The sequence below is a fragment of the Mucilaginibacter oryzae genome (genome assembly GCF_003148845.1).
In the GTDB taxonomy this organism is placed as follows: Bacteria; Bacteroidota; Bacteroidia; order Sphingobacteriales; family Sphingobacteriaceae; genus Mucilaginibacter; species Mucilaginibacter oryzae.
In genome coordinates this window covers 79,771-105,219 of the sequence record NZ_QGHA01000011.1, presented here as the reverse complement: position 1 = coordinate 105,219, position 25,449 = coordinate 79,771, and the positions used below count along the sequence as shown (strand labels likewise).

Genomic DNA, 25,449 nt, shown 5'->3' with positions numbered 1-25,449 from the left:
TTACAGCCAGTTTTTTAGTTCGATAGTAATCAAGGTACCGTTGTTTTCGCGGCCTTTATGCAGCAATATAGTGGTATTTTTATACATGCTATTCAGCAGTTTTATCCTTTTTTCGCATAGCTCAATACCTATACCGGCTTTAACCGGTTGTTCAAACCCTTTTCCGTTATCCCATACCGTTAGCAGCAGCGTACTATCTGCCCTGTTAACATCTATTTTGATCATACCGCTTTGTTGCAGGGCCGATACACCATGCTTAACCGCGTTTTCGGCAAAGGGCTGCAGCAGCATGGCAGGTATTTCTATTTGCTGATCAATCAACTCATCATTGGTATTGATGCTGAACGCGAAACCAAAGCGCATTTGCTCCATCTCCAGGTAATCATTCAGCAACGCCATTTCATGTTGTATGGAAGTAAGCTCGCGGTTGCCTTCATCAAGCACATTGCGGGTAATGCGGGCAAACCGTACCAGGTACTTGTTGGCATTTTCCATTTGGTTTTTGTTAACCAGGTTTTGGATGCCGGCCAGCGCGTTAAACACAAAATGGGGGTTTAGCTGCGCCCGCACCGAGGCTAACTGCAGGTTAATGATCTCTTTACTTTGTGCCTGCTGAAACAATATGCGTTTTTGCCTGCGGCGATAAAGAATGATGATGAGTACGGCCGTTAAAACAACACCCGCCACAATACTGATTACAGCTGCTGCCGACAGGGTAAACGGCACATTGATGGCAGGCAACACCGTAAAGTTGATATTAGTGGCCAGGTTGCGTAGTAAATAAACCGGTTGGCCGCCATGCCGGTATATTTTAGGGGTAAAGGTTACCTGGTATTTGCCGGGCGTTTTCCAAAACTCTTTGTACAGGTAAAATCTTGTATTGGTTTCGCCGAGATTGATACTGTCTTTTACACCATCTGCATCCCGCTTCAATGATACTTTGTAATTATAGATCCTTTCTCCATTTTTTAAAAGAAACTGCATGCGCTGCACCGAATCGGCAAGCCTGACCCTCAAATCCCGCGGTGATGTCGATTTGATAAAATCCAGGTCTGGCGGAAACAAGGGCACTTCTTTACCATTTCGCAATCGCACTGTGAGTTTATATTTAGAATAAAGCGGTCTGGAAAAAAGTCCGTTATCAATTGGGTGAAAAGACCGGCTCCAGTAATCAACATAGGCGTCTACCCGGGGTTTTACAACTTTGCGCCAATCTATCGTTACGGCATCCTGCTCTCCGAAATTTTTAACATTGTATATTTCAACCCGTAAAACCTGGTTAGGCCGGTAATTAAATTTCCCTAACCAGGCATACACGTATCTGCCATCTGTGGTAGTTTTAAACTGATTGGGCACCGTCCAGCCAACCAGTTCGCGCATGTCATTTTGTATTACACGGAAAAGATAATTTTTAGCATTCTGCGGGGTCACATCCTGTGCTACCAATTCCACACCCGCTTCGCCGTCAATCAGTATACTTGTGAAATCGTTATCGCCTACCCGGCTACCCAACCCTTCGTACAGTTCGCTTTTTTTGTCAAAACGAACGCCGATATTTTGAACGCCCATGTTATTCAATAAAAAGTGCTCGCGCCCTAATTGTTTAATGCGTTCGGCCCGGGTAATATACGCGCGCATTTCGGGTGTTAAAACGGCTTTTGTAGTGTCAACCGGTCTGCCTTTGTAATACACAACGTTGGGGTCATTTCTCCAGGATTGCGCCCGGCCGGGCTGAGCAGTAAAAACAAGCGTGCAAAACAAGGGAACCAGCAATGATTTGATGAAGGTTTTCATGATGTTTTAAAATTATACTTTGATTGTGTTATCCGGTATAAATTTGTGCTGCTTTACATCATTAAACAATCATTAAACAGTAAACTACACCAATGGCTTAGTATCCGGCCCCAAAAACGTTAAACCGGGAAACGGGTTGTCCCGGCTAACATTGTAGAATAACAAAAACACTAATCTCTACCCTCCGGTCATCACACCCTAACAAACCATCGATCTGCTGCTTTTTGCAATTCGACACAATCGGGTTTGCCGTTTGATGACCAGGCGATAATCCCATCCGGACGAATTAACAAGGCGCTTAATCCCAACTGAACTCTGGCACGGCCCGGAACATAGTTAAGCTGATAGTTATAGTCGGCAGCCAGGGCTTTAAGAGATTCGTCTCCTTCAAAATCAAGCAATATCCCCCGGCCGTCGTGCATCAGTTCACCAACCTTTGTACCATTGGTTAGTTCAAAGTTCGGTACACTGCAGCCCAATAAAGGCTGGTTACCGCCCAGGTTATAACGGGTATGAATGCCCCAAACCCTGGCGGCAAAGTAAGTGGCCCCGTCGCGGGTGTTGATCACGTCGCTTAAAATGGCGTGAAGCGCCCGGCTCCAGGCATCCGGCTTCATGATGGCCACCTGCGCGCGCGACCAATCCAGCACCTTCATGCCAACGGGGTAACGCTCGGTAAAATAAGTATCCAGCAAACCTTTCGGGGCTGTGCCCCTGATGGTGGCGGCCAGTTTCCAGCCAAGGTTCATGGCATCGCCCAGGCCCAGGTTTAAACCCTGTCCGCCCAGGGGCGAATGGATGTGTGCGGCATCGCCGACCAGCAATACGCGGCCCATCCGGTAATGGGTAGCCTGCCGGGCGCGGTCGGTCCAGGTGGTGGCCATGTGCAGCGCGGTAAGGCTAACATCGGTACCAGAAACCCGGCGCAGTACCTCCTGTACATGCTGCAGGGTTATAGGCTGCTCTACGGAATGAAAGGCGCCGCCGTCAAAATCCTGGATCACCACAAAACCGGGCTGCGATTGCAGGTACATGCCCTGGGGCGTTACGTTGCGGCCCGATTTTAATTTCTCAGGATCGGCGATATCAACGCTGGCGGAATAACCTGTAAATTCGGGTTCGGTACCGGCAAATTCAAAGCCGGCCAACTTGCGTACCACGCTGCGGGCGCCATCGCAGCCCACCAGCCATTTGCCGTTAAACGAGTCATTTGCCCAGGATACTGTTACACCGCTATCATCCTGCTCAAACCCTTCAAGGGCCACACCGCGCCTCATTTCAACGCCAAGGCTTTCGGCGCGGCGGCTTAGTACGGTTTCCATCTCGTGCATGGTGGTGAGCATACTTACCTCCGGCGATCCCGCCAGCCGGTGTCCCCATCGCGAGGTATCTATATTGCCTTCGGTAAAGGGGATGCCGGCAAAATGCCCCACCTGGCGCTCCGCGCCCTGCCTGGCGTTTTGATGTGGATTTTTAAGTTTTTGATGTACCTCAAGCCGGCTGAGCAGGCCGCGGCGGTAAAGCGATTCGATGGATGGCGCCGAGAGGCCGCGTACGCCGAAAGGCAACTGTTTAAGGGGAGACGCGGGATCTTCGGCCTTTTCCAATATTAAAACCGAGCATTTGGCTAATGCCAATTCGCAGGCCAGGAACAGGCCGACAGGACCCGCCCCGGCAATGATTACATCATACGTATGTTGCTTTTGTGTAGTTTGCATATGGCTATGTTTTGCTGCACAAAATTGAGGAAAGCCCCTCTTTCAGGATTGTACAAACGCGACAAAATAGCCCGGCAACATCCGCCTTTCCTTTTTGGCCGCCCGCGCAAAGGCAGCCGGTGGGGCACCGCTAAAGCGCTTAAACTCCCGGCTTAAATGCGATTGATCGGTATAGCCCAGCTCATGGGCCAAACCGGCCAGGTTTACTTCGGGGCTGTGCCACAGGCGGTTGCGCACCTGTTCAAAACGCATCAGCGCCGATACATTTTTTACCGTATGGCCCGAAGAAGTTTTAAAATTTCTTTCTAACGTGCGCACGGTTGCATGGGCCGCCGCGGCCACCTCGCTTACCGGCAGGGTTCCGTTTGCCCGGCGCATGGCCTGCCCCGCTTTAAAAAGCATGCTGCCCGCGGCGATATTTTGGTGAGCGCTGATAAAATATCGCCCAAGTTCGGCCATGGCGCCCTCAATATCGCCTGTTTCTATATAAGCGCCCAATATATCCTGGAGGCCGGCTATAGGGTGCCGAAAGGTTTGAACTTCGTTTTTGCCCGAAGGGAGCCCGAGCAAATCAAACACCGCCCAGGGGTAACACCGGATGCCGATAATATCCAAAGGGTTTTCGGTGTGAAAATTAACAGGCCGGTTAAGCAGCCCCATCATCAAGGGCGACGACAGCAATTGCAGTGCGCCGTTTTCGTGTACCTTGCTCAGCTCGCCGAAATAAAAAATAATTTCGGCGTAACCATCCGGCTGCACTTCAAAGCCGGGCTGCTGTGCGCGGGCCTCCCTCCTGTTGTGCCAGAAACATTTAATGGCATCCCGAAGTTGCGGCGGGGGCAGAAATTCGTGGTGGTGCATGGTTTAAAGATAGGCATACCGAAGCGTAAGATAAATCTATAATTGTCTCTTAGTAACGTAATCTCCAAAATTAAAACATACAATAATTATAAGTTTTATCCATCGATCCCATAAACCCCGCTAATACAGGTACAAATACGTATAACAACTTTTAAGTATTTATACGCTAAAAAGGAGTGCCTTGTAAATAGTAAGTTTGTATTGTCAGTTTGAAAGAACCGGTTTAAGCAGCTAAATTTCAGCAAGCCGACAGGAAACCTGAAATGTCCTTTTAAAGATGGGAAAACAAGCTTAAAATCCTATTAGCCCCCCCATTCCACCCTTTTTATACCGTCCCTGGTTGTTTATCCGTTATAGAGGATAGATGGCCGGGGATTTTTGGCTATACATTACCCAATGTCATCACAGTGCCTGTTTTTGAGTATTATTTTGATTTTTTTAAACAAACATTTTTTTTGCGCTGTTATAAAAATCACGATGCAGCCTGTAAAGGCGGCTTTAAATACTGATCCCCATGAAAATATTTATTGCAAACTTACCGTATCATATCACCAACGAGGGAATTCGCCAGTTATTTGCCTTATTTGGCGTGGTATTATCATCTAAAATTGTAATGGAGAACGGCAAAAGCAAAGGGTTTGGCTTTTTAGAAATGGCCGATGCGCAACGCGCCCAATTGGCCATTAAAGAGCTGGATGGCGCCGCTATTGATGACCGTAACATTGTGGTTAGGCCTGCAGATAACCAGGAAAGTGAAGCGCAGCCCGCGCGTAAAAGGCCCCGTATCTCTTTCAGAATTAAATAACCGAAGCTGAAATCAGCTCCGGTTATAAAGGATGGTCCACTTTTTAAGTTTTTTTACGGGCAGATTTTCCAGGTCGGCAGAGGTGAGGCGCCAGGCCCAGTTGCCATCTGTAGTGGCAGGCAGGTTCATGCGGGCGTTTCCGCCTAAGCCAAGCAGGTCCTGGATGGGTACTATGGCTATATTGGCTACCGAGGCGAAGGCCGCTTTAATCAACAACTCGTTAACGTTTTTAGCTTTTACCTTAACATCCGCATAGCGTTCCAGTTGGTCCCTAACCTTTTGATCGGTTTCATCTTCAAACCAACCGCGTGTGGTATTATTATCATGCGTGCCCGTGTAAACCACATGGTTTGGCGTGTAGTTGTGCGGCGTGTGGGTGGATCTGGCGGTTTCGCCAAAGGCAAACTGTAATACTTTCATGCCGGGTAGTTGCCATTTATCACGCAAGGCGTAAACTGCCCCGTCAATATCGCCCAGGTCTTCGGCAATAAAAGGGAGATGGCCAAGCTGTTTCTTCAGCGCCTTAAATAAATCATCGCCCGGGCCTGTTTTCCATTGGCCGTTAACCGCGGTACTTTCAGTTGCCGGTACCGACCAGTATGAGGAGAATGCCCTGAAGTGGTCGAGCCGAACGATGTCAAACAATTGGATATTTTTTCGGATGCGTTTAACCCACCAATCGTAACCCTGCTGCTTTAGTTTTTCCCAGTTAAAAACCGGCATCCCCCAAAGTTGCCCGTCGGCATTAAAATAATCAGGCGGAACACCGGCAACATACTGCATTTCGCCGCTTTTATCCAGTTCAAAAATTTCAGGGTTGGCCCAAACATCCACCGAATCGTAGGCTACATAAAACGGCAGGTCGCCAATGATGCTGATCTCAAACTCATTGCAATACTGCTTTAATTTTTTCCATTGCCGGGCGAAGATAAATTGCTGCCATTTAACCTGCTCTATTTTCAGGCTGTTTTTGAGGCCGAAATTGTGCAGCGCCCTGGTATTACGCGTTTTGTATTTGGCGGGCCACTGGTGCCACGGCAATCCTTTATGCGCAGATTTCAGCACCGGGTACAGCGCGAAATCATTGAGCCAGTAATCCTCGTTTTTACAAAAAACCGCGAATAAATCTGTTAGCCAAACGGCATTGCCGGCAACATAATTTTTCCAGGCCTTATCAAGCAGCAATTGTTTTACCCGCGCGGTGGTAGCCAGGCTGGCCCTATCGCTGCCATCTTCGGTATAAGGATCAAGATCGGACTGGTTCAACAAACCGTCGGCAACCAATAACTCCGGGCTGATCAGCGAAATATTGCCCCCCATGGCCGACCATGAACTGTAAGGCGAAAACTGTGCTTTATCATTTACCGGGCTCAGCGGCAGGATTTGCCAGTATTTTTGTGCCGACCGGTGAAGCAGATCAGCAAAGGCTTTGGCATTGGGGCCCAGGTCTCCGGCGCCAAAGGCCGAAGGCAGCGATGTGATATGAGCCAATACACCAGAACCACGCGCATTAGGCGCGTTTTCAAACTTTAACAGGGCAACCGGCAGTTTTTTAAATATAGATGAAATCAATATTTGGCCGGTAGCGTTATCTTTCGCTTTCAACAGCACATTTTCATATCCTGCAGGCAGCCCATCCGGTAAAATGATGGCCGTATCTTCCCATTCAACAGCCGATAGGTCATCGCTGATGGCGGCCATTCCCAACGGAACAGCTACCACATAACAGGTGCCCTTATATTTACGGGCGAAGGCCAGCACGTTGGTTTTAAATTTACCCGTAGTTTGCAGCGGGATGTAATCGCCCTCTGCAAACAATAGCGGGGCTGTTTTACGCTGCTGCAATACCTGCTGAAGCAGCCGTTGTTTAATTTGCCCTGTAAATTTATTTTCCCAAAGTTCGGTTAGATCAGCCGCCTCAGCTAACCACCCGCTCCTGAGTTCATAATCAACGGGGCGGCGGTTGTCCGGGTCAACCATGCTTAAATCCCACAGTTCGCATCCCTGGTAAATATCGGGAATGCCGGGGGTGGTTAATTTTAACAGCAGTTGCGCAAGCGAGTTAACTACGCCAAAACCCGCGACCTTTTGATGGAATGCCTTAAAGCTTTGCCAAAAATCGCCCCGCTTTTTAAGCAGCTCTTTTACAAACTGCATGGTTCCGGTTTCATATTCCTCGTTGGGTTCGGCCCAGCCCGAATGCAGCTTGGCTTCCCTTAGTGTTTTTTCGAGGTATTGTTGTATCCGTTCCGGGTAATTATCCTCATCCTGCCCCGGCATAGGGTAAGTACCAAGCAAGGTTTCGTATATAAAATATTCGTCGTTGGCATCGGGCACGTTATTTTGTTTCAGATGCTGGTTAAGCTCCCGCCATTCGGTAACCTTTACTATCCATTCGTCCGGGATATCAGTTATCACATTAAGCCGTGCCCGGGCATCTTCGCCGCGTTTGGTATCGTGCGTGGATGTGCCGTTCATTGATAAGGGCCAGTCTTTCAATCGCTTTTTCATGGTTTTGTGAAAAAACTTTACCGACAGGCCGAAGGTGTCGGGCGTATCGCCAACCTCGTTATGGGCAATAAAACGGTTGTAGGTATACATCAGCGTATCTTCCACCCCCTTGGCCATCAGCGGCCCGGTAAACTGCATGCATCGCCTGAAAAACCTGGTGGCATCGGGGTTCGCCTCTTTTTGCCAGGCCTTTTTTAACAGGGTAACCGCGGGTTTCAATTCGGGGTGGTTACTGATGATCTCTTTGAAGATTGTTTTTATCGGCGGATGATCTTCATAATACCTGTAAACGGGGCAGTACACCAATAACTGCGCGATCGCTTTTTTTAGCTCATCTTGGGATATATCCGTTTTTTTGGCAAAGCCGAGCGTTTTAAACAGGCGGCTGAGGTTTTCCAGTTCGCCCGCCATTTGATGATGCAATATGTAGGCTTTTTTCCGCCTGATCTGTTCCTGTACAGGCGTGGTAATTTGTGAAAGTTTTTGATAAAAGGCGGTAAAAACCGGCTCGCTTTTGCGGTTGGTAAGCAGGTTATTAACCACGGCTAAAAAATCATACCCCGTATTTCCCTCAACAGGCCATGCAGGCATTTCTTCTCCATGCTCCAATATCTTCTCTACGATGATATAAGCATCCGGGCCGGCCAGGCCGCGCAATTGCTGCAGGTACTTTTCAGGATCATACAGCCCATCCACATGGTCGATGCGTAAACCCTGTATCACATCTTCCTGTAATAGCGAGTGGATAAGCTGATGAAAATGGTTAAAAACCTCGTTGTGCTGAATATTGATACAAATCAACCCGTTCACCGTAAAAAAACGCCTGAAGTTGATTTGCCGGTCTGTTTCTTTCCAGCTGCAAAGCCGGTAATGCTGCTGCCCGGCAATCTGCTTTAACAGCGCTTTATCCTGGTTAACAACACTTAGCGGTTTGTTTTTAGGCGGATAGGATGCCGGTTGCAGCGGCCAGTAGCTACCGGCATAATTAAAGAACAGTCTGCCTTTTTGCCTTACGATGTTCAGTTCCCCGTTATCAATAACCGCATCGGCGTCATCACCCAGAAAGGGCACCATGATAGGCCCCTCAAAAAGCTGCGGATCATCAATACTTTGTTCAAAATAGTGTTTATACGCCGATTGTGGCCCGTTTTCAAGCAGGTCCATCAGCCAGGCGTTATCGGGGTGATAGGCCAGGTGGTTAGGCACAATATCCTGGATCCAGCTGATGCCTTTGGCTTTCAGTTTAGCCGTGATTTTTTTGAGCTGCTCAAGCGTACCTATTTCCGGGTTGATCTGCAGAGGATCTGTCCCGTCGTAACCGTGGTTACTCCCGGGTACGGCTTTAAATACCGGCGAGGCGTAAATGGTATTGATACCCAGTTTTACCAGGTAGGGTATTATTTTTTCAAAATGGCGAAAAGTAAAACCTTTATGAAACTGGATGCGATATGTACTTACAGGATTAAACATTGCTGCTTTCATATATAATGATAGATTGCGGCCTGATATATCCCGCTGCTGCCCGGCCGGGGCCATTCCATTCCGTATCGGCCGAGTTGAGTACGATGCTGCAGGCCGCGTTTTCAGGGAAACTCACCGGGCGTTCCCCGTCCGAAAAATTCATCAGGCAAAACACAGATTGCCCGCCATGCCAGCGTTGCAACAACAGTGTTTTTTCGGTTTCATTAACGATGGTTTTTAAATTTTTCCGGTTGAGGGTTGCCAGCGCGGGCAATTGTTTCCGGATGCGGATCAGGGCCTGGTAAAAACCCAGCATTTGCCGGTGCCCTTCTTTGTTCAGTAAATCCCATTGCAGTTTTGAACTATTAAAGGTTTCAACCGCCTGCGGGTCGGGCGCCTCCTCTTCCGTATGAAATGAAGCGAATTCGGCCTTACGGCCTTTGCGCACGGCATCGGCCAGTTCCGGGTCGGTATGGCTTACAAAATATTGAAAGGGATTAGGCTCGGCCCATTCCTCGCCCATAAACAACATCGGGATAAAGGGACTTACCATTACGGCACCGGCCATCAGCTTCTGCATTTCAAAGCTAAACAGCTTACTGCTGCGTTCGCCGAGCATGCGGTTGCCTACATGATCATGGTTTTGCGAAAACACAATGAACTGGCTGCCCGGATTATCATTAGCCTTAGCGCCAAATGTTTTTAACCTTCCCGGCGAATAAATGCCATCGTAAACATAGGCGCTGTTATAGGATTTGGCCAGATGCGCTATGCCTTCAAAATCCGAATAATAGCCGTCGCGTTTTTCGCCCGCGGTTACCCGTAAGGCATGATGAAATTCATCAATCCATTGGGCATCCATACCGTAGCCTCGTTTTTCTGCGGGGTCGATGAATATGGGGTCGTTCAGATCAAGCTCAACAATAAGATGATGTTTACGGCCTGTTTGGGCCATCAGCTCATCCACATTTTCCCTTATTTCCTTCAAGATATGTTTGGCGCCAAAATCTTTAATGGCGTGTACGGCATCCAGCCTCAGCGCGTCGATATGGAAATCCCTGAACCACATCAGTACATTCCGGATAAAATAATGCCGCACCTCATCGCACCAGGCATCGTCAAAATTAAGGGCATCGCCCCAGGGCGTATGATATTTACCGGTAAAGTACGGGCCATAACTGCCCATATAATTACCCTCGGGCCCAAAGTGGTTATAAACCACATCCAGTATTACGGCTATGCCATGTTGATGGCAGGCATCTACCAGCTTTGCCAAACCGCGGGCGCCGCCGTAGGTATTTTGAACAGCATAGGGAAATACGCCATCGTACCCCCAGTTGCGCCCTCCCGGAAATTGTGCAACCGGCATGATCTCGATAGCAGTAACACCCAGATCTTTCAGATAGCCAAGCTTTTCGGCAACGCCATCAAATGTTCCTGCCTGGCTAAAGGTACCGGTATGGAGCTCATAAATGAGGTATTGTTCCAGATCGGGGTTTTGCCAACCGGTATCTGTCCAGTTAAACTGATGCAGGTCAACAGCCCTGGAGGCCCCATGTACGCCGTCCGGTTGCGATAGCGAAGCCGGATCGGGCAGCGGTTCGCCGCCATCCAGCTTAAAGCGATAGCCATCACCCGGGCGCAGCGCCGGGGTATTTAACACCCAGTAGCCATGATCTTTAGGGTTAAGATCAAGCATGTTACCATCGTTAAGAACTATTGCCGCCTTTTTTGCATGGGGCGCCCAAACGGCTATTTCGGCCCGGTTTTCTTTAAACCGCACACCGGGCGTTGGTTTGTTATTCATGTGTTATAATGGGGTGTTGCAATAAAACTATCGAACGGCCCTGAACCGTTATTTTTTCATCATTGTTCAATACCTGTTCTTCTACATGATCATCGGCCGTATCCAGGATCTTTTTCCAGTCGTCGCCATAAATTTTAGGCGGCATCACATAATCCAGCGCCTCATGATGGGCATTGAAAATAATATAGAAACTATCGTCAATAACGGGCTCGCCTTTAGGACCAACGTGGTGTAAACCGCGACCGTTTAAAAACACCCCTAATGATTTGGCGAAACCATGGTTCCAGTTTTCTTCGCTCATTTCACTACCCTCTGGTAAAAACCAGGCTATATCTTCCAGCCCCTTGCCTTTAATCGGCAAGCCCTGGAACCATTTGCGCCTGCGGAAAACGGGGTGTTGCTTGCGCAATTTGATCACCTTTTTGGTAAATTCCAGCAGTTCATGATCGGCTTCGGCCCAGTTAAGCCACGAAATTTCATTATCCTGGCAATAGGCGTTGTTGTTGCCGTTTTGCGTGCGGCCAAACTCATCACCCGCCACCAGCATAGGCACCCCCTGCGACAGGAACAGTGTGGCCAGCAAATTACGTTTTTGCCGTGCGCGCAGCGCGATGATCGCCGCATCGTCGGTAGGGCCTTCGGCCCCGCAATTCCACGAGCGGTTATGGCTTTCGCCATCGTTATTGTCTTCGCCGTTGGCCTCGTTATGTTTCTCGTTGTAGGATACGAGGTCGTTCAGGGTAAAACCATCGTGGGCGGTAATAAAGTTAACGCTGGCCGTAGGCTTGCGGTAGTCGTCCTGGTACAGATCAGGGCTGCCTGTAAGCCGTTGCCCAAACTCGCCAAGCATGCTGTCGGCGCCTATCCAGTAATCGCGGATCGAGTCGCGGTATTTTCCGTTCCACTCCGCCCAGCCCGGCGGAAATTTGCCTACCTGGTAGCCGCCCTCACCCACATCCCAGGGTTCGGCAATAAGTTTTACCTGCGATATTACCGGGTCCTGGTGTATGATATCAAAAAAGGCGCTCAGGCGGTTAACCTCGTGCAGTTCGCGGGCCAGCGTGGCGGCAAGGTCAAACCTGAAGCCATCCACGTGCATCTCGGTTATCCAGTAGCGCAGGCTATCCATAATAAACCTCAGCACATTAGGCAGCATGGCGTTCAGCGTATTGCCTGTACCCGTATAGTCCATATAATAGCGCTTGTTATCATCAGTAAGGCGGTAGTATGAGGAGTTATCAATGCCTTTAAATGATATTGTAGGCCCCATCTGGTTACCTTCGGCGGTATGGTTATAAACCACGTCAAGTATCACCTCTATGCCTGCTTTATGCAGGGCCTTCACCATTTCTTTAAACTCTTTCACCTGTCCGCCCAAAACGCCCGACCCTGAGTATTTAACATCAGGTGCAAAAAAACCGATGGTGTTGTAACCCCAATAATTGGTAAGCCCTTTGTCAAGTAAGCCCCTGTCGTTCACAAACTGGTGTACGGGCATCAGCTCCACGGCGGTTATGCCTAATTCCTGGAGGTATTTAATTGTTACCGGATGTGCCAGGGCGGCATAAGTGCCCCTGATCTCCTCCGGGATTTCGGTGTTTTGAATGGTAAAACCCTTAACATGGGTTTCGTAGATAATGGATTTATGATAGGGGATCCGCAGCGGCTGATCATCTTCCCAATCAAATTCAGGGTCAACAACAACCGATTTGGGGATAAATGGCGTGCTATCCAACTCGCTGAAGCTGAGATCGGCGTCAGGGTCGCCTATATTGTAGGCAAACAAGGCGTCGTGCCAGTCAATACGCCCCGCGATTGATTTGGCGTAAGGATCGATCAGTAATTTATTGTTGTTAAAGCGATGGCCGTTTTCGGGTTCAAACGGGCCTGATACTTTATAACCATACAGTAAACCGGGTTTAGCGCCGGGGATATATACGTGCCAGATCTGGTGGGTACGTTCGGTTAATTTAATTTTCTCGTATTCAACTTCGTCGGTTTCGCCTTTAAAAAGGCAAAGCTCAACGCCGGTTGCATAGTCGGCAAAAAGGGCAAAATTAACGCCTTCGCCATCCCAGCTCGCACCGAGGGGGTAGGGTTTTCCGGGGTAAGTTTTTGTTGTCATAACAACATAAATCAATATGTTGTTAAAATGTTTTGGGGCTTCCTGCTTTTAAGTTTTGACTAAAACTGCCAACAAAAAGCATATTCAATTGTAACCCGTCCAAAACTTGAAGTTGTAGTAAAGGCGCGCTTTATTTATTACGGTTTTTATAATTGCTATGATACCCAACGCCGCAAAGCAGTCTCGGCATGCTGATGAGTTAGGCCAATAAATGTTAACCCAAAATCTCCCTGATATCTTCCGCCGTGAGCGATTTGATAAAGCTTTCCTCGGTGGTGATCAATGCCCTTGATAAACTTAGCTTGCGCTGCTGCAGGGCCAGAATCTTCTCTTCAACCGAATCTTTGGTAATAAACTTATAAATGAATACGTTTTTGGTTTGGCCGATGCGGTGCGTACGGTCGATAGCCTGCTGCTCTACAGCCGGGTTCCACCATGGGTCGAGGATAAATACATAATCGGCTTCGGTAAGGTTTAAGCCTACGCCGCCTGCTTTTATCGAGATGAGGAATACACGGGTTTTTTTATCCTCCTGGAACTGCTTCACCACATCACCCCGGTTTTGGGTAGCGCCGTCAAGATACACGTAAGGGATGCCTGTACGGTCAAAATGCTCGCGATAAATGGTAAGCTGTTTTACAAACTGTGAAAATATCAGCACTTTATGGCCGCCGTCCAGCACGTTGCCCAGCGTATGCACCACATCTTCAAACTTACCGCTGTCGCCCTCGTAATCATCGTCAATCATTACCGGGTGATTGGCTATCTGGCGCAGCTTAATCAGGCCCTGTAATACCTGGATCTGTGTTTGGGCGAAGGTGCCATCCTCCAGGCTTTTCAGCAATTCGTTGCGGTAATCGGATTTTACCTGCTCATATACCGACGATTGTTCTTCCGTCATCTGGCAATAAAACAGGTTTTCCGTTTTTGGCGGCAGCTCGGTGGCTACCTGCTCTTTGGTGCGGCGCAATACAAAAGGTTTGATCAGGGCCTGCAGTTTACGGGCCTTGTCTTCATCCTTCTTTTTTTCGATAGGGGTTACAAACTCGTTTTGAAAAAACTGTTGCGAACCCAGTAAGCCGGGGTTAATGAAACTCATCTGTGTCCACAAATCGTTCACCGAATTTTCTACCGGGGTTCCGCTCAATATCAGCTTAAAGCGCGATTTAAGCTGCTTTACCGCCTGGTACGATTTAGACGACGGGTTTTTGATATTCTGGCTTTCATCCAGGATTACGTAATCAAAAAAGAAATCTTTAAATATTTCGATGTCTATTCTGCTGATGCCGTAGGTGGTGATCACAACATCGTAATTGGCAAAAACTTCGGCGCTGCGGTAACGCATGGTACCTGTATGTACCATGAGCCTTAATTGGGGGGCAAACTTGCGGGCCTCGTTAAGCCAGTTATAAATCAGCGAGGTTGGCATGATGACCAGCGATGTTGCCTTGCCGCCATTGTTTTCGGTGTCTTCCTTATGTTTTTGGATCAGCGAAAGCGTTTGTACGGTTTTGCCCAGGCCCATATCATCGGCCAGGCAGCCGCCAAAATGATATTGCTTTAAAAAATGGAACCAGTTGTAGCCCGCCTTTTGGTAAGGCCTTAAGCTGCCTGCAAAGTTGGCAGGCATGGGCGCGTCCTCAAGCTCGTCAAAATCAGTAAGCTTTTGCAGCTTGCGGTTCATGGTAACGTTGGCCATCTCGCCCTCGGCTAAATCGGTAACCATGCCAATGTGGTGGCGGCGAAGTTTCAGATCGTTGCCGCCCTCGGTAAAGTGCAGCAGGTTACCGTATTGCGAAAACCATTTTTCAGGAATTACGGCAATTTCGCCCGAAGGCAGTATAAATTCCTTTTTATGGTTAAGGATATGGTTTTTTAGCTGGATAAAGGGGATGCGGTACGGGCCGAAGGTTACCATGGCATTAATATCAAACCAGTCGTTATTTTCGGTAACTTCCAGTTCAATTTTACTGCTGCCAAATACATAGCGTTTCTGGCCTTCGGGCTGCTCAAGCACAAAGCCCTCTTTAATGAGCTGGTCGTGGTGTTGGTTAAGCCATTCAAAAATCGAAAATGAGCGGTCGTCATCATCGCTATGCCCGGCAACTTCCAGGTTTTGAAATAATGACGAAGTAACCTGCAGGCCTATCTGCTCCAACTGCTGCATCTTGCCTTTCTCCCAGGTGGTTGAGCGTTTGATGCGGTGAAACAGATAATCATCGCCTGTTTTTTCCATCCGTACCGAAATGTTCCTGCCATCGCCATAGGGGAAGGTATAACCCGCGTATTTAAACGAAAGCTGCAGCTGCGATGTGCCCCCCTCAACGTAAATAGGCTTTAATACAGGGCGGGCATCATATTTTTCGGTATTAATGGTAAAACCTTCGGCATAAACATTATGCTTTTCTATCAACGGGGTAACAAACTTTTCGAAGTACGATTGCTCAGACGATTTGGGGATGGCAATGTAACGCTTGTTTAAAAACGGCTGCAGTTTTTTACCCTCTATCTCTTTATCAAAATAATACAGGGTATCATCAAGCAGCATCCAGGCCGGGTGGTTACAGATGATTTCGGCATTTTTGAACATAAACTCAATGCGCATGCCCTGGTACTTAATGGTAGGAAAGTACCTGATCTCCTCCTCATTGCGCCTGAAATGGAACAGCACCGAAGCGGCTTCGGTAGCCAGCTGCAATTTACGCTCGGCAGGGTAGCCTTCCTTGCTCATCTGGTAAACCTGTTTGCTGCAAAGCAGGCCCAAAGCTTCGGCAATGCGCTTCTCAATTTTAGGGCGGATCATATCGAACATTTGCTCGTTGAAGATCTTTGAGAAAAACTCGAAAGGGCGGATGGGCTTTTTATAATATTTCTTAATCACGTTGCCTTGCTCCATCTCTTCCAAAAGTTTGATGAGTTTGAGATCGGTATCATCCAGGAACTCGCAAAACTCTTTGGCCGTGTTGGAGAAAAGACGCTGGTGTGTTAGGGAAAACTCACCATTGGGATTAAGTTGAACTATATGAGGCTCAATAACATACGACAGGTAGTCATGCTTGGCGATAGCATAAATAATTTGGCATGGCTTGGAACTGTCTACGCGTAACATGTGCTTCTCAGGTAAAAAATTATTTGAAGCTACATCAAGAAAAAATTCAAACGTAAACAGAATTTACTGCAATTGAAAATGTTTTATATTAAAAAAATGTTAAGACCATGAAATTGACCTGATGTTGATAACACAGATGATATTTTGGCGGTTGGGGATTACACGGATTCTTGTATGAACCGGGATTTGGGTGGGGTAGGATTAAAGGAATTTTTTAATTTTCCCCACCCCAACTATCCCTTTATCACCCAAATGTTAAAAAATGTCAAAATCAGTTAATTGCTGTAATTGAAAAGGCTTTTTCATCTCAATTTCATAAAGCGGGCCTACTTTAGTTCCTGTTAAGTAATATGTAGCGTTACCGGCTTTATTATCGTAATGCTTTTAACACTACATGGTGTAAACGGAACTTAAAAACTTGATTTTATGCTGGCTATAAAAACTTTAACCGATAATTTAACCACCTACAGGCGTTCGGTGCGTTTAATGGGGGATAAATTTGAAATTAGTGTAGTGGGTAATAACCCGCTGCTGGCCGATGAGCAAATTGACCTTGCCGTTGATGAAATAAACCGCGTTGAGAAACTTCTTTCGGCGTTTAGCGATGATAGCAGCATCAACCAGATTAACCGCAATGCAGGCATAGCGCCGGTAAAAGCCGATGGTGAAACCTTCAGGCTCATCAGCCGTGCGGTACAGATTTCAGAACTTACCTACGGTTCTTTTGATATCACTTATCTTACCGATAAAAATGAAGATCACGGCGATGTAACCGTTAAGGCAACGCAGCAAACCAAAACTTTGGCCAGCTATAAAAGCATTGTACTTGACGCGGCAAACCAAACGGTTTTTTTAAAACAAGCCAACATGCGGATTGGTTTTGGCGCCAATGGTAAAGGCTACGCTGCCGACAGGGCCAAATATGTTTTACAGATGAATGGCGTTGACAGCGGTGTAATTAATGTAGGCGGCGACCTGCTAACCTGGGGCTTACAACCAGGCGCAATGCCATGGACAGTAGCCGATGCAGACCCAGGGCAGGCTAAACAACCGTTTGCCGATCTGGAGATCAGCAACATGGCTTTCGCTACCTCGGTTAATGCCGAAAAATATGCCAGCATCAGTAACAAAAAATTTGTTAACGTGCTTAACCCTAAAAAGGGTTTCCCGGTTAGCGGAATCAGCAGCGTAAGCATGCTAAGCCCCACTGCCGAATTTGCCGACGCCATGGCGACACCCATCTTAAGCATGGGCGTTAACGCGGGCTTATACCTGATCAACCAGCTTAACCAGGTTGGCTGTATTATTATAGATGACCAGAGCCGTGTTTATACTTCAAAGGATATAAGCCTGTAAGTATAGCTCAACTCAATCAGATATTATTAAACCTACATCATAATTAAGATTTTTTTGCCTCAGTTACATGGGTACGGTTAGTGCCGGTGTAACTGATTTTTTATTTAACGCCTCTGTCAGCTTTTTGCAATAAAGTTTAATTTGGTCGAAATTTGAAAATATTTTTAAGCTTTTCTTCTCCTCAATGATAAAGTGGTTTGCGTATATTGTATTGTTATTGATATTTGCACCACGTATATCATTCGCCAGCGCAAACGTTAAAGATATTCCGTTAACCGTTTCGGCGGGTAACAAAATACCGGTTACGGCGTTGTATCCAAAAACTTTGGCCGATACCACCAACAAAACAAAAAAACAGCAGGAGGAGGAAAGGAAGAAAATTAAGGAGATAGCCAAGGCTAAAAAACAGGCCAAACCAGCCACGGTTGATGACGATGCCGCCACGCCGCCCAAACCTAAACCAAAAAGGCAGCGCCGCCCCGAAGGGATGGAGCGTCCGCCCGAAATACCGAGGAGAAATGGCAATTAAACAATCTACCATATTGATGAAATATATTTGCTTGCTTTTATTGATAGTTGTCGGCGGTACTGCTTTCAGTGCTCCTGCCAACCTGGGTTTTGTAATAGCGAAGCATCAATTAACAGCCGATTCTGATACCATTATCCGTAAACGCTCGGTATCTGCCGGGGTAAGTTACGGCAGCGATGTGCTTTTCTTTGGGCGTACCGGTCCGGTTAAATATCCTTTTGTTACTGCCGATTTGATTTACAATACCAAATCGGGCTTATTTCTGTACAGTTCGGCATTTAAGGTTTTGGGTTACGCCCCGGTTGATGAGGTTGATGTGGGCGGCGGCTATTTTTATAAGTTTTCGAAAGCGTTTTCGGGCTCGGCCAGTTATACGCGGTTCTTTTTTGCCAGGGATGCGGCAAAGGTTATCAAATCGGCCTCGTCAAACGATATCAATTTCAAAAACTCATACGATTGGAAATACCTTAAATCGAGCGTTGTACTTGATTATCTTTTCGGTAAATCGAACGATTTTTTTGTCACCGTAAGCCACTCCAAATACTGGGAAAGCAGCTGGAGTATTTTTGATGACCAGGACTATCTTTCGTTTAACCCTGCTGTCAATTTCATCTTAGGTACGCAAAACTTTGTGCAGCGTTACTCGCTCGATCATAACTTCAGGGATGAGGCCAGTAATATCGCGGCTCACTTCGACCCGAGGTATGCCGCCCGCAACCGCAGGTTTAATATGCTTAATTACAGCTTTAAAATACCTGTGGCTTATAACCGGCCGCATTACACCTTCGAGTTTTCGTACAAGTACTCTATCCCGGTTAACGTGGAGGGCGTGTTGCTTAACCGCCGCGAATCATTTTATAACCTAACCTTTTACTACGTTTTTTATTAGGTATGAATGTTTTAATAATAGAAGACGAAACCGCGCTGGCCCGCGAACTGGAAATTTTCCTCACTAACTATAATTATGTTTGCGAGGTTTGTTTCGACGGCATCTCGGCCTCCGAAAAAATTGCTACCAGCCTGTACGATTTTATATTGATAGACCTGGGCCTGCCCGATTACGACGGGCTTGACCTGCTTAGGGAAGCTAAGAAGCACGATCCAGAGGCGGCCTGCATCATCCTTACAGCGCGCGCCGAAATTAACGACCGTATAAAAGGCCTTGACCTTGGGGCGGACGATTACCTGCCCAAACCGTTTTCATTATTGGAATTGCAAAGCCGTATGCAAGCTATTGTGCGCCGTAAGTTTGGGGTTAAAAATAACATTGTTGAATTGGGCGGCTTCCTGATTGATTTAACGGCACGTACCATATCGTACTATAACAGCGTTATCAATACCATCACCAAAAAGGAATTTGACTTGATTGCCTATTTAATTTTGCATAAAAACCGTACGCTTACCCGTATGCAGCTAAGCGAACATATTTGGGGCAGCGTTGTAATTAATGATTACGATAGCAATTATATAGACGCCCATATAAAAAATATCCGCAAAAAATTAAATGCCTTTGCCCCGCCCGATTGGCTGGAAACGGTACGCGGGCTGGGCTATAAAATAAAGATCAACGCCTGAGTATTTGAAATTAGGAACAAAACTTACGCTTTTTAACGCCATATCCAAACTGGTGATCGTGATACTGTTTGTATTGCTGTTACCTGTATTGATTAAAAACATCAGCCGTAATTATGTTGACAGCCAGCTTATCAAACAAAAAAACAAGCTGCTACAAATAGTAAAAAGCCGGGGTATTGAAACCTACATTGAAAACGGTGAGGCCTATGGCAGCTACCTGCCGCTTAAGGAAGAATACATTAGTTTGGATGAGGTTGACCCTGATTATTATTTAGATACCATTAAACGCGGAAAGCGTCTTTTTAGCGAAGGAGATACCCTGGAGTACCGTATTTTAAGCCATACCTTCAAAATAAAAAACAAAAACTACCTGCTGGAAATAGGCAAAAGCGTTGATACGCTCGACGAAACCAGCGCGCCGCTGCAAAATATCGCCTTCCAGGTTTTGCTGGGCATGATTTTGCTTACCGTACTGGCCGACCAGGTTTATTCAACGTATGTGTTAAAACCGCTTCGGCTTATTATTAAAACAAAACTGGTTGGGCAAAAATTCCCGAATTTTAATTCGTACCGTAAAGTGCGCACCACCACATCCGATTTTGAGCACCTGGATATCAGCATCCATAACATGATTGAAACCATTGCTGATAAATTTCATAAAGAGCGGGAATTTATATCTAACGCCTCGCACGAACTGATGACACCGATATCCATCCTGCAATCAAAAATTGAAAACATGTTTGAGGAGGAGGATATTAATGATGATGTGAAAACGCGCCTGCTGGAAATGCAGCGGATTTTAAACCGTCTTAAAAGCATCACCAAAACCCTGCTCCTGATCTCGCAGATTGAAAACGATCAGTTTTTAAAAGAAGACACCGCATCGGTTGCCGGGTTATTGCAGGATGTTTATGATGAGATCTCCATCCGCCTGCAGGATAAAGATATCAGTTATGAAATGACGGTACCTGTTAACTGGCAATTTGTCAATATCAATAAGTTTTTGCTGTTTAACCTGTTTTTTAACCTCGTCAATAACGCTATTAAATATAACAACCAGGGAGGAAACATTAACATAACCGGCGTACAGGTACATGATAAATATGTGATCAGCGTAACCGATACAGGCATAGGCATTGAAGCGGATGTTATACCGCTCATTTTTAACCGCTTTAAAAAATTAAGGCAGGCCCTGCAGCAGGATAGTTTCGGCCTTGGCTTGCCCATTGTAAAATCGATCGCCCTGTTTCATGATATCGAAATCGACGTCATTTCCGAAAAAGGCGTGGGCACTACTTTTAAATTAATCTTACCGGGCACCCTGATCATAGTGCAATAAAACGTTGGCCCGCCTGTCAAATTGCCCTGTACCAGCAATATTACTGTTAAAACTGTACTAAAAACCGGTCGGTTAGTAGCGCAACGTAAAAATGCTTTTTACTTTATTGATATTTACTTTACTAATAATTAGCAAATTATTGCATAACATGTAAACAAGTGCATATTTATCATTGCTGATTTACAATAATGCCATACCATGGCTTTGGCATCTGCTTTGTAACGGTTGTTGTGTAAAACATTTATACAAGTACAATGAGAACGCTAAAGATAAAAATAGCTACCCTTGGTGTAGCGTTGGCTACTACAGGATTATTAGGCTCCGGATGTAATTCACTTACTAAAACTCAAAAAGGTGCGGCCATTGGCGCTGGTGCCGGTGGTACCGTAGGTGCATTTATTGGTAAAGCCGCAGGTAATACCGCTTTGGGCGCTATTATTGGTGGCGCGGTTGGCGGTAGCGCAGGTGCTTTTATCGGTCGTAATATGGACAGGCAGGCTGCCGAAATTAAACAAACCGTTCCGGGCGCTACAGTAACCCGCGAAGGCGAGGGTATTTTGGTGAAATTTGACTCGGGTATTTTGTTTGATACCAATAAATCTGACCTGAAACCAGCAGCGCAAACCAACCTGCAAAACCTGGCAGCTTCATTGCAAAAAAATCCGGAAACCAACATAACCATCATCGGCCATACTGATAACACCGGGTCAGAAAGTTATAACCAGACATTATCTGTAAAACGCGCCGAAGCTGTTAAGTCATATCTAATGGCAGGTAATGTAGCTTCATCTCGTATGACAGTAACCGGTAAAGGCGAAAGCGAACCGATTGCCGATAACAGCACCGCCGATGGCCGCGCGCAAAACCGCCGTGTGGAAATTACCATTGTGGCTAACGATAAAATGAAAGAGCAGGCCAAACAGCAGGCTCAATAAAAGATTAATAAGATCAGTTAATAGTTTTAAAAATCCCCGGCGCAAGGCCGGGGATTTTTTGTGTGAGCATATGCGATTTTAACCTTTTATTAATAACATCCTTCCGCGCCCAATAAAATCCACTTGCAATCAATAAGTTAATCGCTTACTTTTGTTATATGGTAAAAAAGACCGGCGCTATATTGCTCACTATGCTGTACATCGTTACAGTATTGGGCTTTGCGCTTAACTTTCATATCTGCGGGGATTATGTGGCTTCGGTGAAGATAGATTCGCCGGCGGTTAACTGCGGTATGGATAAAGCCGCCGGTAAAATGAAATGCTGTAAAGACAAGCAGTTGGAAGTAAAGGTAAAAGACGCTCACCAGGCCGAAGCTACCTCTTTCCTCGCTAAAGTATTTGGCTTTGAGTTACCCCATTTATCCTTAAGCAGTCTTTTCCCGGCATTGCCAATATCGGTTTCGGATAGGTTTTATGACCGGGGCCCGCCGGATCCGCCGGTGCAGCGCATTGCCACCTTCATTAAAAATTGCATCTTTCGTATCTGATCTTTTAATTGTTTTAACACAGTAAACCCTATCAGCAGTTTATTTTCAAACAATTAATTCAAAAAGATCAACATGAAAACCCTTAAAATATTCATCATCATATTCGCGCTGTCGGTAACAGCGGCAAAAGCGCAATTCACCAAAGCCGAATTACAGGTTAGCGGTTTAACCTGTGCCCTTTGCGCTAAATCAACCGAAAAAGCGCTGCGTACGCTTCCTTTTATCGGCGAAATTAAAACCGATTTAATCCGCAATACTTATATCCTCACTTTTAAAAATGACGTTCCGGTAAATTTTGAGCAGATCAGTAAAAAAGTGCAGGGATCAGGCTTTTCGGTTAACAGTTTAAAGGCCACTTACAATTTTGCCAATACCAAAGTAGCCGAAAGCAAGTTTACCTACGGGGGCGATACCTATCACCTGCTTAACGCGGGCGATAAATCATTTACCGGCGATGTTAATGTTACGGTGGTTGATAATGGTTTCGCGCCAAAATCGGTATCTAAAAAATATCTCGGCCAGGTTACCGATGCCGCGCCAGCAAGCGGCAGGGTTTATCACTTAGCTATTTAAGGGCTCTTCATCTTAAACTTTAATTTTTATGAAGAGCATATTACTGGCTGTTTGCCTTACGGCAATGGCCTGCCCCTTGTTTGCGCAGGAGTTATATGTAAATACCGAGCCTGCCAGCAACATGGCAACCAACTCGTTAGGTCTGCGCCTTGAAAACCAGGGCTACTTTAAACCCGATTTTAAAAACCGCAGCACTTTTGAGGGCATGTACGGCCTTAGCCGCTCGGTGATGGTACATGGTTCGTTGTACACATCCAACTACTACAGCAGCGGGCAGCATTTTGAAGGGGGCAGCGTGTATGCAAAACTCCGTTTTTTATCTGTCGATACCGTGCAGCAGCACTTTAGGGGGGCCGTGTTTGCCAAATTTTCAAGTATCGATAACCCTATAGTTAATCAGGAGATTACCCTTGAAGGTGATAACAGCGGTTTGCAAAGCGGTTTGGTGTTTACACAGCTTTTGCATAAGCTGGCCCTTTCGGGTTCGGTAAGTTATTTACGTGCCTTTGCTAACCGGGGAGGATACGATTTGCCGGTTGGCCAGGCGCGTAACGCGGCGGCCTACACCTTATCAGGCGGGTATTTATTGCTGCCACGCAAATACCGCGACTACAGCCAAACCAATCTTAACCTGTATGTGGAGTTGCTGGGTAAAGCCAATCCGGGCAAAGGCCAAAGCTACCTTGACGTTGCTCCCGCCATACAGTTTATATTCAACAGTACTTTCCGGCTCGATTTTTCGTACCGTACCCCTATTTATAATGATATGGAACGCAATACTCAAAACATGTATCTCATCAGGCTGGAGTACAATTTATTTAATCTTTAACGCTACCAACTACTCATGAAAAAACATATTTTACTGGTCGCCCTGTTTTTGATAAGCACGGCGGCCCTGGCCCAGCATCATCATGAAATGAACATGACTGATAGCGCGAAGAAAAAGATGAACATGAAAAGCACCAAACCCATGATGATGGATGGTATGGATATGGGCGATATGAAAATGGATACCACCACGCACCATCACCTAATGATGACCAGCCAATTTTCGCGTGATTTACCCATGAACCGCGATGGCTCCGGAACATCATGGGTGCCCGACGAAACGCCGATATACGGTTATATGATTCATGGCAAAAAATGGATGAGTATGGTGCATGGCAGTTTCTTTGCCCGCTATAATAACCAGGACTTATTTAACAGCGGCAAACGCGGCGGAAAAAGTAAGTTTGACGCGCCCAACTGGCTCATGTTCATGACACAGCACAAGGTGGGCAGCAACGGCTTGTTTTCTGTCAATACCATGTTCTCGTTCGATCCTTTTTTGGTGGGAGCAGGTGGTTACCCCCTGCTGTACCAAACCGGCGAATCGTACCAGGGGCATAAACTGGTTGATAAACAGCATCCGCATGATTTGTTTGCCGAATTAAGCGTAGCTTACACACAACGCGTGGCGAAGGATGCCGATATTTCGCTTTCGGTTGGTTACCCGGGCGAACCGGCTTTAGGGCCGCCGGTATTTATGCACCGGTTATCGGCTATGAATAACCCCGACGCGCCCCTAAGCCATCATTACCAGGATGCAACCCATATCACTTTTGGTGTGGCTACGCTGGGTTTCCGTGTAAAGAATGTAAAACTGGAAGGCTCGGTATTTACCGGCCGCGAACCGGATGAGTACCGTTATGATTTTGATAAAGCGAGGTTTGATTCGTATTCGGTACGCTTATCGTACAACCCATCCAAAGAATGGGCCATGCAAATATCCAACGGTTGGATCCACAGCCCGGAAGAAGCCGAACCGCAGCAAAATGTAAACAGGTTTACCGCTTCGGTTATCCACACCAAAATGTTGGGTATCAACAGCTATGTGGCAACTACCTTGGTTTACGGCCAAAACCATTATTCAGGCAATAAGCGTACACAGCCTTCTGTTTTATTTGAAAATACCTTGCAGCTCAACAAAACCGCTATTTACGAACGGTATGAGTTTGTACAAAAAGACGCTCATGAACTCGACCTGGAACAGCAGTTCCCGCTCAATCCTGATTTAAACATCAATGCCTTAACCCTTGGCGTTAACCGTATTTTGGGCAGTTTTAAAAGTACTAACATAACCGGTGGCGTACAGGGAACGCTTAACGTTTCGCCATCGGCGTTAAAACCGCTATATGGCAGCGCGCCGGTAGGTTTTGAAGTTTATTTGAGGATAACGCCCGGTATGATGAATATGTGATTTTTGCCGGCATGTTTAATTGAACCCTCCCGGAGGAAAGGGCGGATTTGCAGAACAGGAGTATATAAATACCAACCAAGGATGCGCTTACATGAGCCGCCTGCAAATTTCGGCTTATAAACTGTTGGTTTAGTATTTATTGCTAATGCCGCTAAATATTAATT

18 protein-coding genes are annotated in these 25,449 nt (G+C 46.6%); 11 read left to right on the top strand and 7 right to left on the bottom strand.

Going from position 1 to position 25,449, the window contains the following annotated elements; translation table 11 throughout:
• From LX99_RS21210 to LX99_RS21200, 3 genes are all read right to left on the bottom strand, one after another.
• Positions 1 to 1,794: a sensor histidine kinase gene (locus LX99_RS21210; RefSeq protein WP_109609648.1), complete on the bottom strand. Its 1,794-nt coding sequence runs from the start codon at positions 1,792 to 1,794 to the stop codon at positions 1 to 3.
• Positions 1,795 to 1,985: 191 nt separating this feature from the next.
• On the bottom strand, positions 1,986 to 3,512 hold the full coding sequence (locus tag LX99_RS21205; protein WP_109609647.1) for an FAD-dependent monooxygenase: 1,527 nt from the start codon (positions 3,510 to 3,512) through the stop codon (positions 1,986 to 1,988).
• Positions 3,513 to 3,554: 42 nt separating this feature from the next.
• On the bottom strand, positions 3,555 to 4,373 hold the full coding sequence (locus LX99_RS21200) for a helix-turn-helix domain-containing protein (protein ID WP_109609646.1): 819 nt from the start codon (positions 4,371 to 4,373) through the stop codon (positions 3,555 to 3,557).
• Positions 4,374 to 4,887: 514 nt separating this feature from the next.
• Here LX99_RS21200 and LX99_RS21195 point away from each other — a divergent pair.
• Positions 4,888 to 5,178, top strand: coding sequence for an RNA recognition motif domain-containing protein (locus LX99_RS21195; protein ID WP_109609645.1), 291 nt, complete (start codon positions 4,888 to 4,890; stop codon positions 5,176 to 5,178).
• A gap of 12 nt (positions 5,179 to 5,190) precedes the next feature.
• Here the strand turns inward: LX99_RS21195 and treY are convergent, their stop codons facing one another.
• From treY to LX99_RS21175, 4 genes are all read right to left on the bottom strand, one after another.
• Positions 5,191 to 9,171, bottom strand: a complete 3,981-nt coding sequence (gene treY / locus LX99_RS21190; protein WP_245927979.1) for a malto-oligosyltrehalose synthase — start codon at positions 9,169 to 9,171, stop codon at positions 5,191 to 5,193.
• Positions 9,152 to 10,957, bottom strand: a complete 1,806-nt coding sequence (gene treZ, locus LX99_RS21185) for a malto-oligosyltrehalose trehalohydrolase (protein ID WP_109609644.1) — start codon at positions 10,955 to 10,957, stop codon at positions 9,152 to 9,154. The genes treY and treZ overlap by 20 nt, the downstream gene beginning before the upstream one ends.
• Entirely contained in the window at positions 10,950 to 13,082 is a 2,133-nt protein-coding gene (glgX, locus tag LX99_RS21180) for a glycogen debranching protein GlgX (RefSeq protein ID WP_109609643.1), read from the bottom strand. The genes treZ and glgX overlap by 8 nt, the downstream gene beginning before the upstream one ends.
• A gap of 214 nt (positions 13,083 to 13,296) precedes the next feature.
• The gene (locus LX99_RS21175) at positions 13,297 to 16,191 is read right to left on the bottom strand and encodes a DEAD/DEAH box helicase (protein ID WP_109609642.1); all 2,895 of its coding nucleotides are present in this window, start codon (positions 16,189 to 16,191) and stop codon (positions 13,297 to 13,299) included.
• Between the two features lie 426 nt (positions 16,192 to 16,617).
• Here LX99_RS21175 and LX99_RS21170 point away from each other — a divergent pair, with 426 nt between their 5' ends.
• The 10 genes from LX99_RS21170 to LX99_RS21125 all read left to right on the top strand — a co-directional run bounded on the left by LX99_RS21170 (position 16,618) and on the right by LX99_RS21125 (position 25,285).
• A complete protein-coding gene (locus LX99_RS21170; protein ID WP_109609641.1) occupies positions 16,618 to 17,547 on the top strand; it encodes an FAD:protein FMN transferase in 930 nt (309 codons plus the stop codon).
• 184 nt (positions 17,548 to 17,731) lie between these two features.
• Complete coding sequence (locus tag LX99_RS21165; RefSeq protein ID WP_109609640.1) at positions 17,732 to 18,076, top strand: hypothetical protein; 345 nt, start codon at positions 17,732 to 17,734, stop codon at positions 18,074 to 18,076.
• Positions 18,066 to 18,965 (top strand): hypothetical protein, encoded by a 900-nt coding sequence (locus tag LX99_RS21160; RefSeq protein WP_170122760.1) that lies wholly within the window; start codon positions 18,066 to 18,068, stop codon positions 18,963 to 18,965. The genes LX99_RS21165 and LX99_RS21160 overlap by 11 nt, the downstream gene beginning before the upstream one ends.
• A 2-nt stretch (positions 18,966 to 18,967) precedes the next feature.
• A complete protein-coding gene (locus tag LX99_RS21155) occupies positions 18,968 to 19,651 on the top strand; it encodes a response regulator transcription factor (protein ID WP_109609638.1) in 684 nt (227 codons plus the stop codon).
• 4 nt (positions 19,652 to 19,655) lie between these two features.
• Entirely contained in the window at positions 19,656 to 20,990 is a 1,335-nt protein-coding gene (locus tag LX99_RS21150; protein ID WP_109609637.1) for a sensor histidine kinase, read from the top strand.
• A 254-nt stretch (positions 20,991 to 21,244) separates the two neighbouring features.
• The gene (locus LX99_RS21145; RefSeq protein ID WP_109609636.1) at positions 21,245 to 21,925 is read left to right on the top strand and encodes an OmpA family protein; all 681 of its coding nucleotides are present in this window, start codon (positions 21,245 to 21,247) and stop codon (positions 21,923 to 21,925) included.
• Positions 21,926 to 22,083: 158 nt separating this feature from the next.
• Positions 22,084 to 22,473: an HYC_CC_PP family protein gene (locus LX99_RS21140; protein WP_109609635.1), complete on the top strand. Its 390-nt coding sequence runs from the start codon at positions 22,084 to 22,086 to the stop codon at positions 22,471 to 22,473.
• 72 nt (positions 22,474 to 22,545) lie between these two features.
• Positions 22,546 to 23,046: a heavy-metal-associated domain-containing protein gene (locus LX99_RS21135; RefSeq protein ID WP_022830706.1), complete on the top strand. Its 501-nt coding sequence runs from the start codon at positions 22,546 to 22,548 to the stop codon at positions 23,044 to 23,046.
• A gap of 28 nt (positions 23,047 to 23,074) precedes the next feature.
• Positions 23,075 to 23,875, top strand: a complete 801-nt coding sequence (locus LX99_RS21130) for a hypothetical protein (RefSeq protein WP_109609634.1) — start codon at positions 23,075 to 23,077, stop codon at positions 23,873 to 23,875.
• Positions 23,876 to 23,890: 15 nt separating this feature from the next.
• Positions 23,891 to 25,285, top strand: coding sequence for a hypothetical protein (locus LX99_RS21125; protein WP_109609633.1), 1,395 nt, complete (start codon positions 23,891 to 23,893; stop codon positions 25,283 to 25,285).
• Positions 25,286 to 25,449 lie beyond the last annotated feature (164 nt).

Coding starts and splice junctions, on each gene's coding strand:
- LX99_RS21145 (WP_109609636.1), top strand. CDS start 21,245: ATGAGAACGCTAAAGATAAAAATAGCTACCCTTGGTGTAGCGTTGGCT.
- LX99_RS21210 (WP_109609648.1), bottom strand. CDS start 1,794: ATGAAAACCTTCATCAAATCATTGCTGGTTCCCTTGTTTTGCACGCTT.
- LX99_RS21205 (WP_109609647.1), bottom strand. CDS start 3,512: ATGCAAACTACACAAAAGCAACATACGTATGATGTAATCATTGCCGGG.
- treZ (WP_109609644.1), bottom strand. CDS start 10,957: ATGAATAACAAACCAACGCCCGGTGTGCGGTTTAAAGAAAACCGGGCC.
- glgX (WP_109609643.1), bottom strand. CDS start 13,082: ATGACAACAAAAACTTACCCCGGAAAACCCTACCCCCTCGGTGCGAGC.
- LX99_RS21195 (WP_109609645.1), top strand. CDS start 4,888: ATGAAAATATTTATTGCAAACTTACCGTATCATATCACCAACGAGGGA.
- LX99_RS21200 (WP_109609646.1), bottom strand. CDS start 4,373: ATGCACCACCACGAATTTCTGCCCCCGCCGCAACTTCGGGATGCCATT.
- treY (WP_245927979.1), bottom strand. CDS start 9,171: ATGAAAGCAGCAATGTTTAATCCTGTAAGTACATATCGCATCCAGTTT.
- LX99_RS21135 (WP_022830706.1), top strand. CDS start 22,546: ATGAAAACCCTTAAAATATTCATCATCATATTCGCGCTGTCGGTAACA.
- LX99_RS21170 (WP_109609641.1), top strand. CDS start 16,618: ATGCTGGCTATAAAAACTTTAACCGATAATTTAACCACCTACAGGCGT.
- LX99_RS21165 (WP_109609640.1), top strand. CDS start 17,732: ATGATAAAGTGGTTTGCGTATATTGTATTGTTATTGATATTTGCACCA.
- LX99_RS21175 (WP_109609642.1), bottom strand. CDS start 16,191: ATGTTACGCGTAGACAGTTCCAAGCCATGCCAAATTATTTATGCTATC.
- LX99_RS21140 (WP_109609635.1), top strand. CDS start 22,084: ATGGTAAAAAAGACCGGCGCTATATTGCTCACTATGCTGTACATCGTT.
- LX99_RS21125 (WP_109609633.1), top strand. CDS start 23,891: ATGAAAAAACATATTTTACTGGTCGCCCTGTTTTTGATAAGCACGGCG.
- LX99_RS21155 (WP_109609638.1), top strand. CDS start 18,968: ATGAATGTTTTAATAATAGAAGACGAAACCGCGCTGGCCCGCGAACTG.
- LX99_RS21160 (WP_170122760.1), top strand. CDS start 18,066: ATGGCAATTAAACAATCTACCATATTGATGAAATATATTTGCTTGCTT.
- LX99_RS21130 (WP_109609634.1), top strand. CDS start 23,075: ATGAAGAGCATATTACTGGCTGTTTGCCTTACGGCAATGGCCTGCCCC.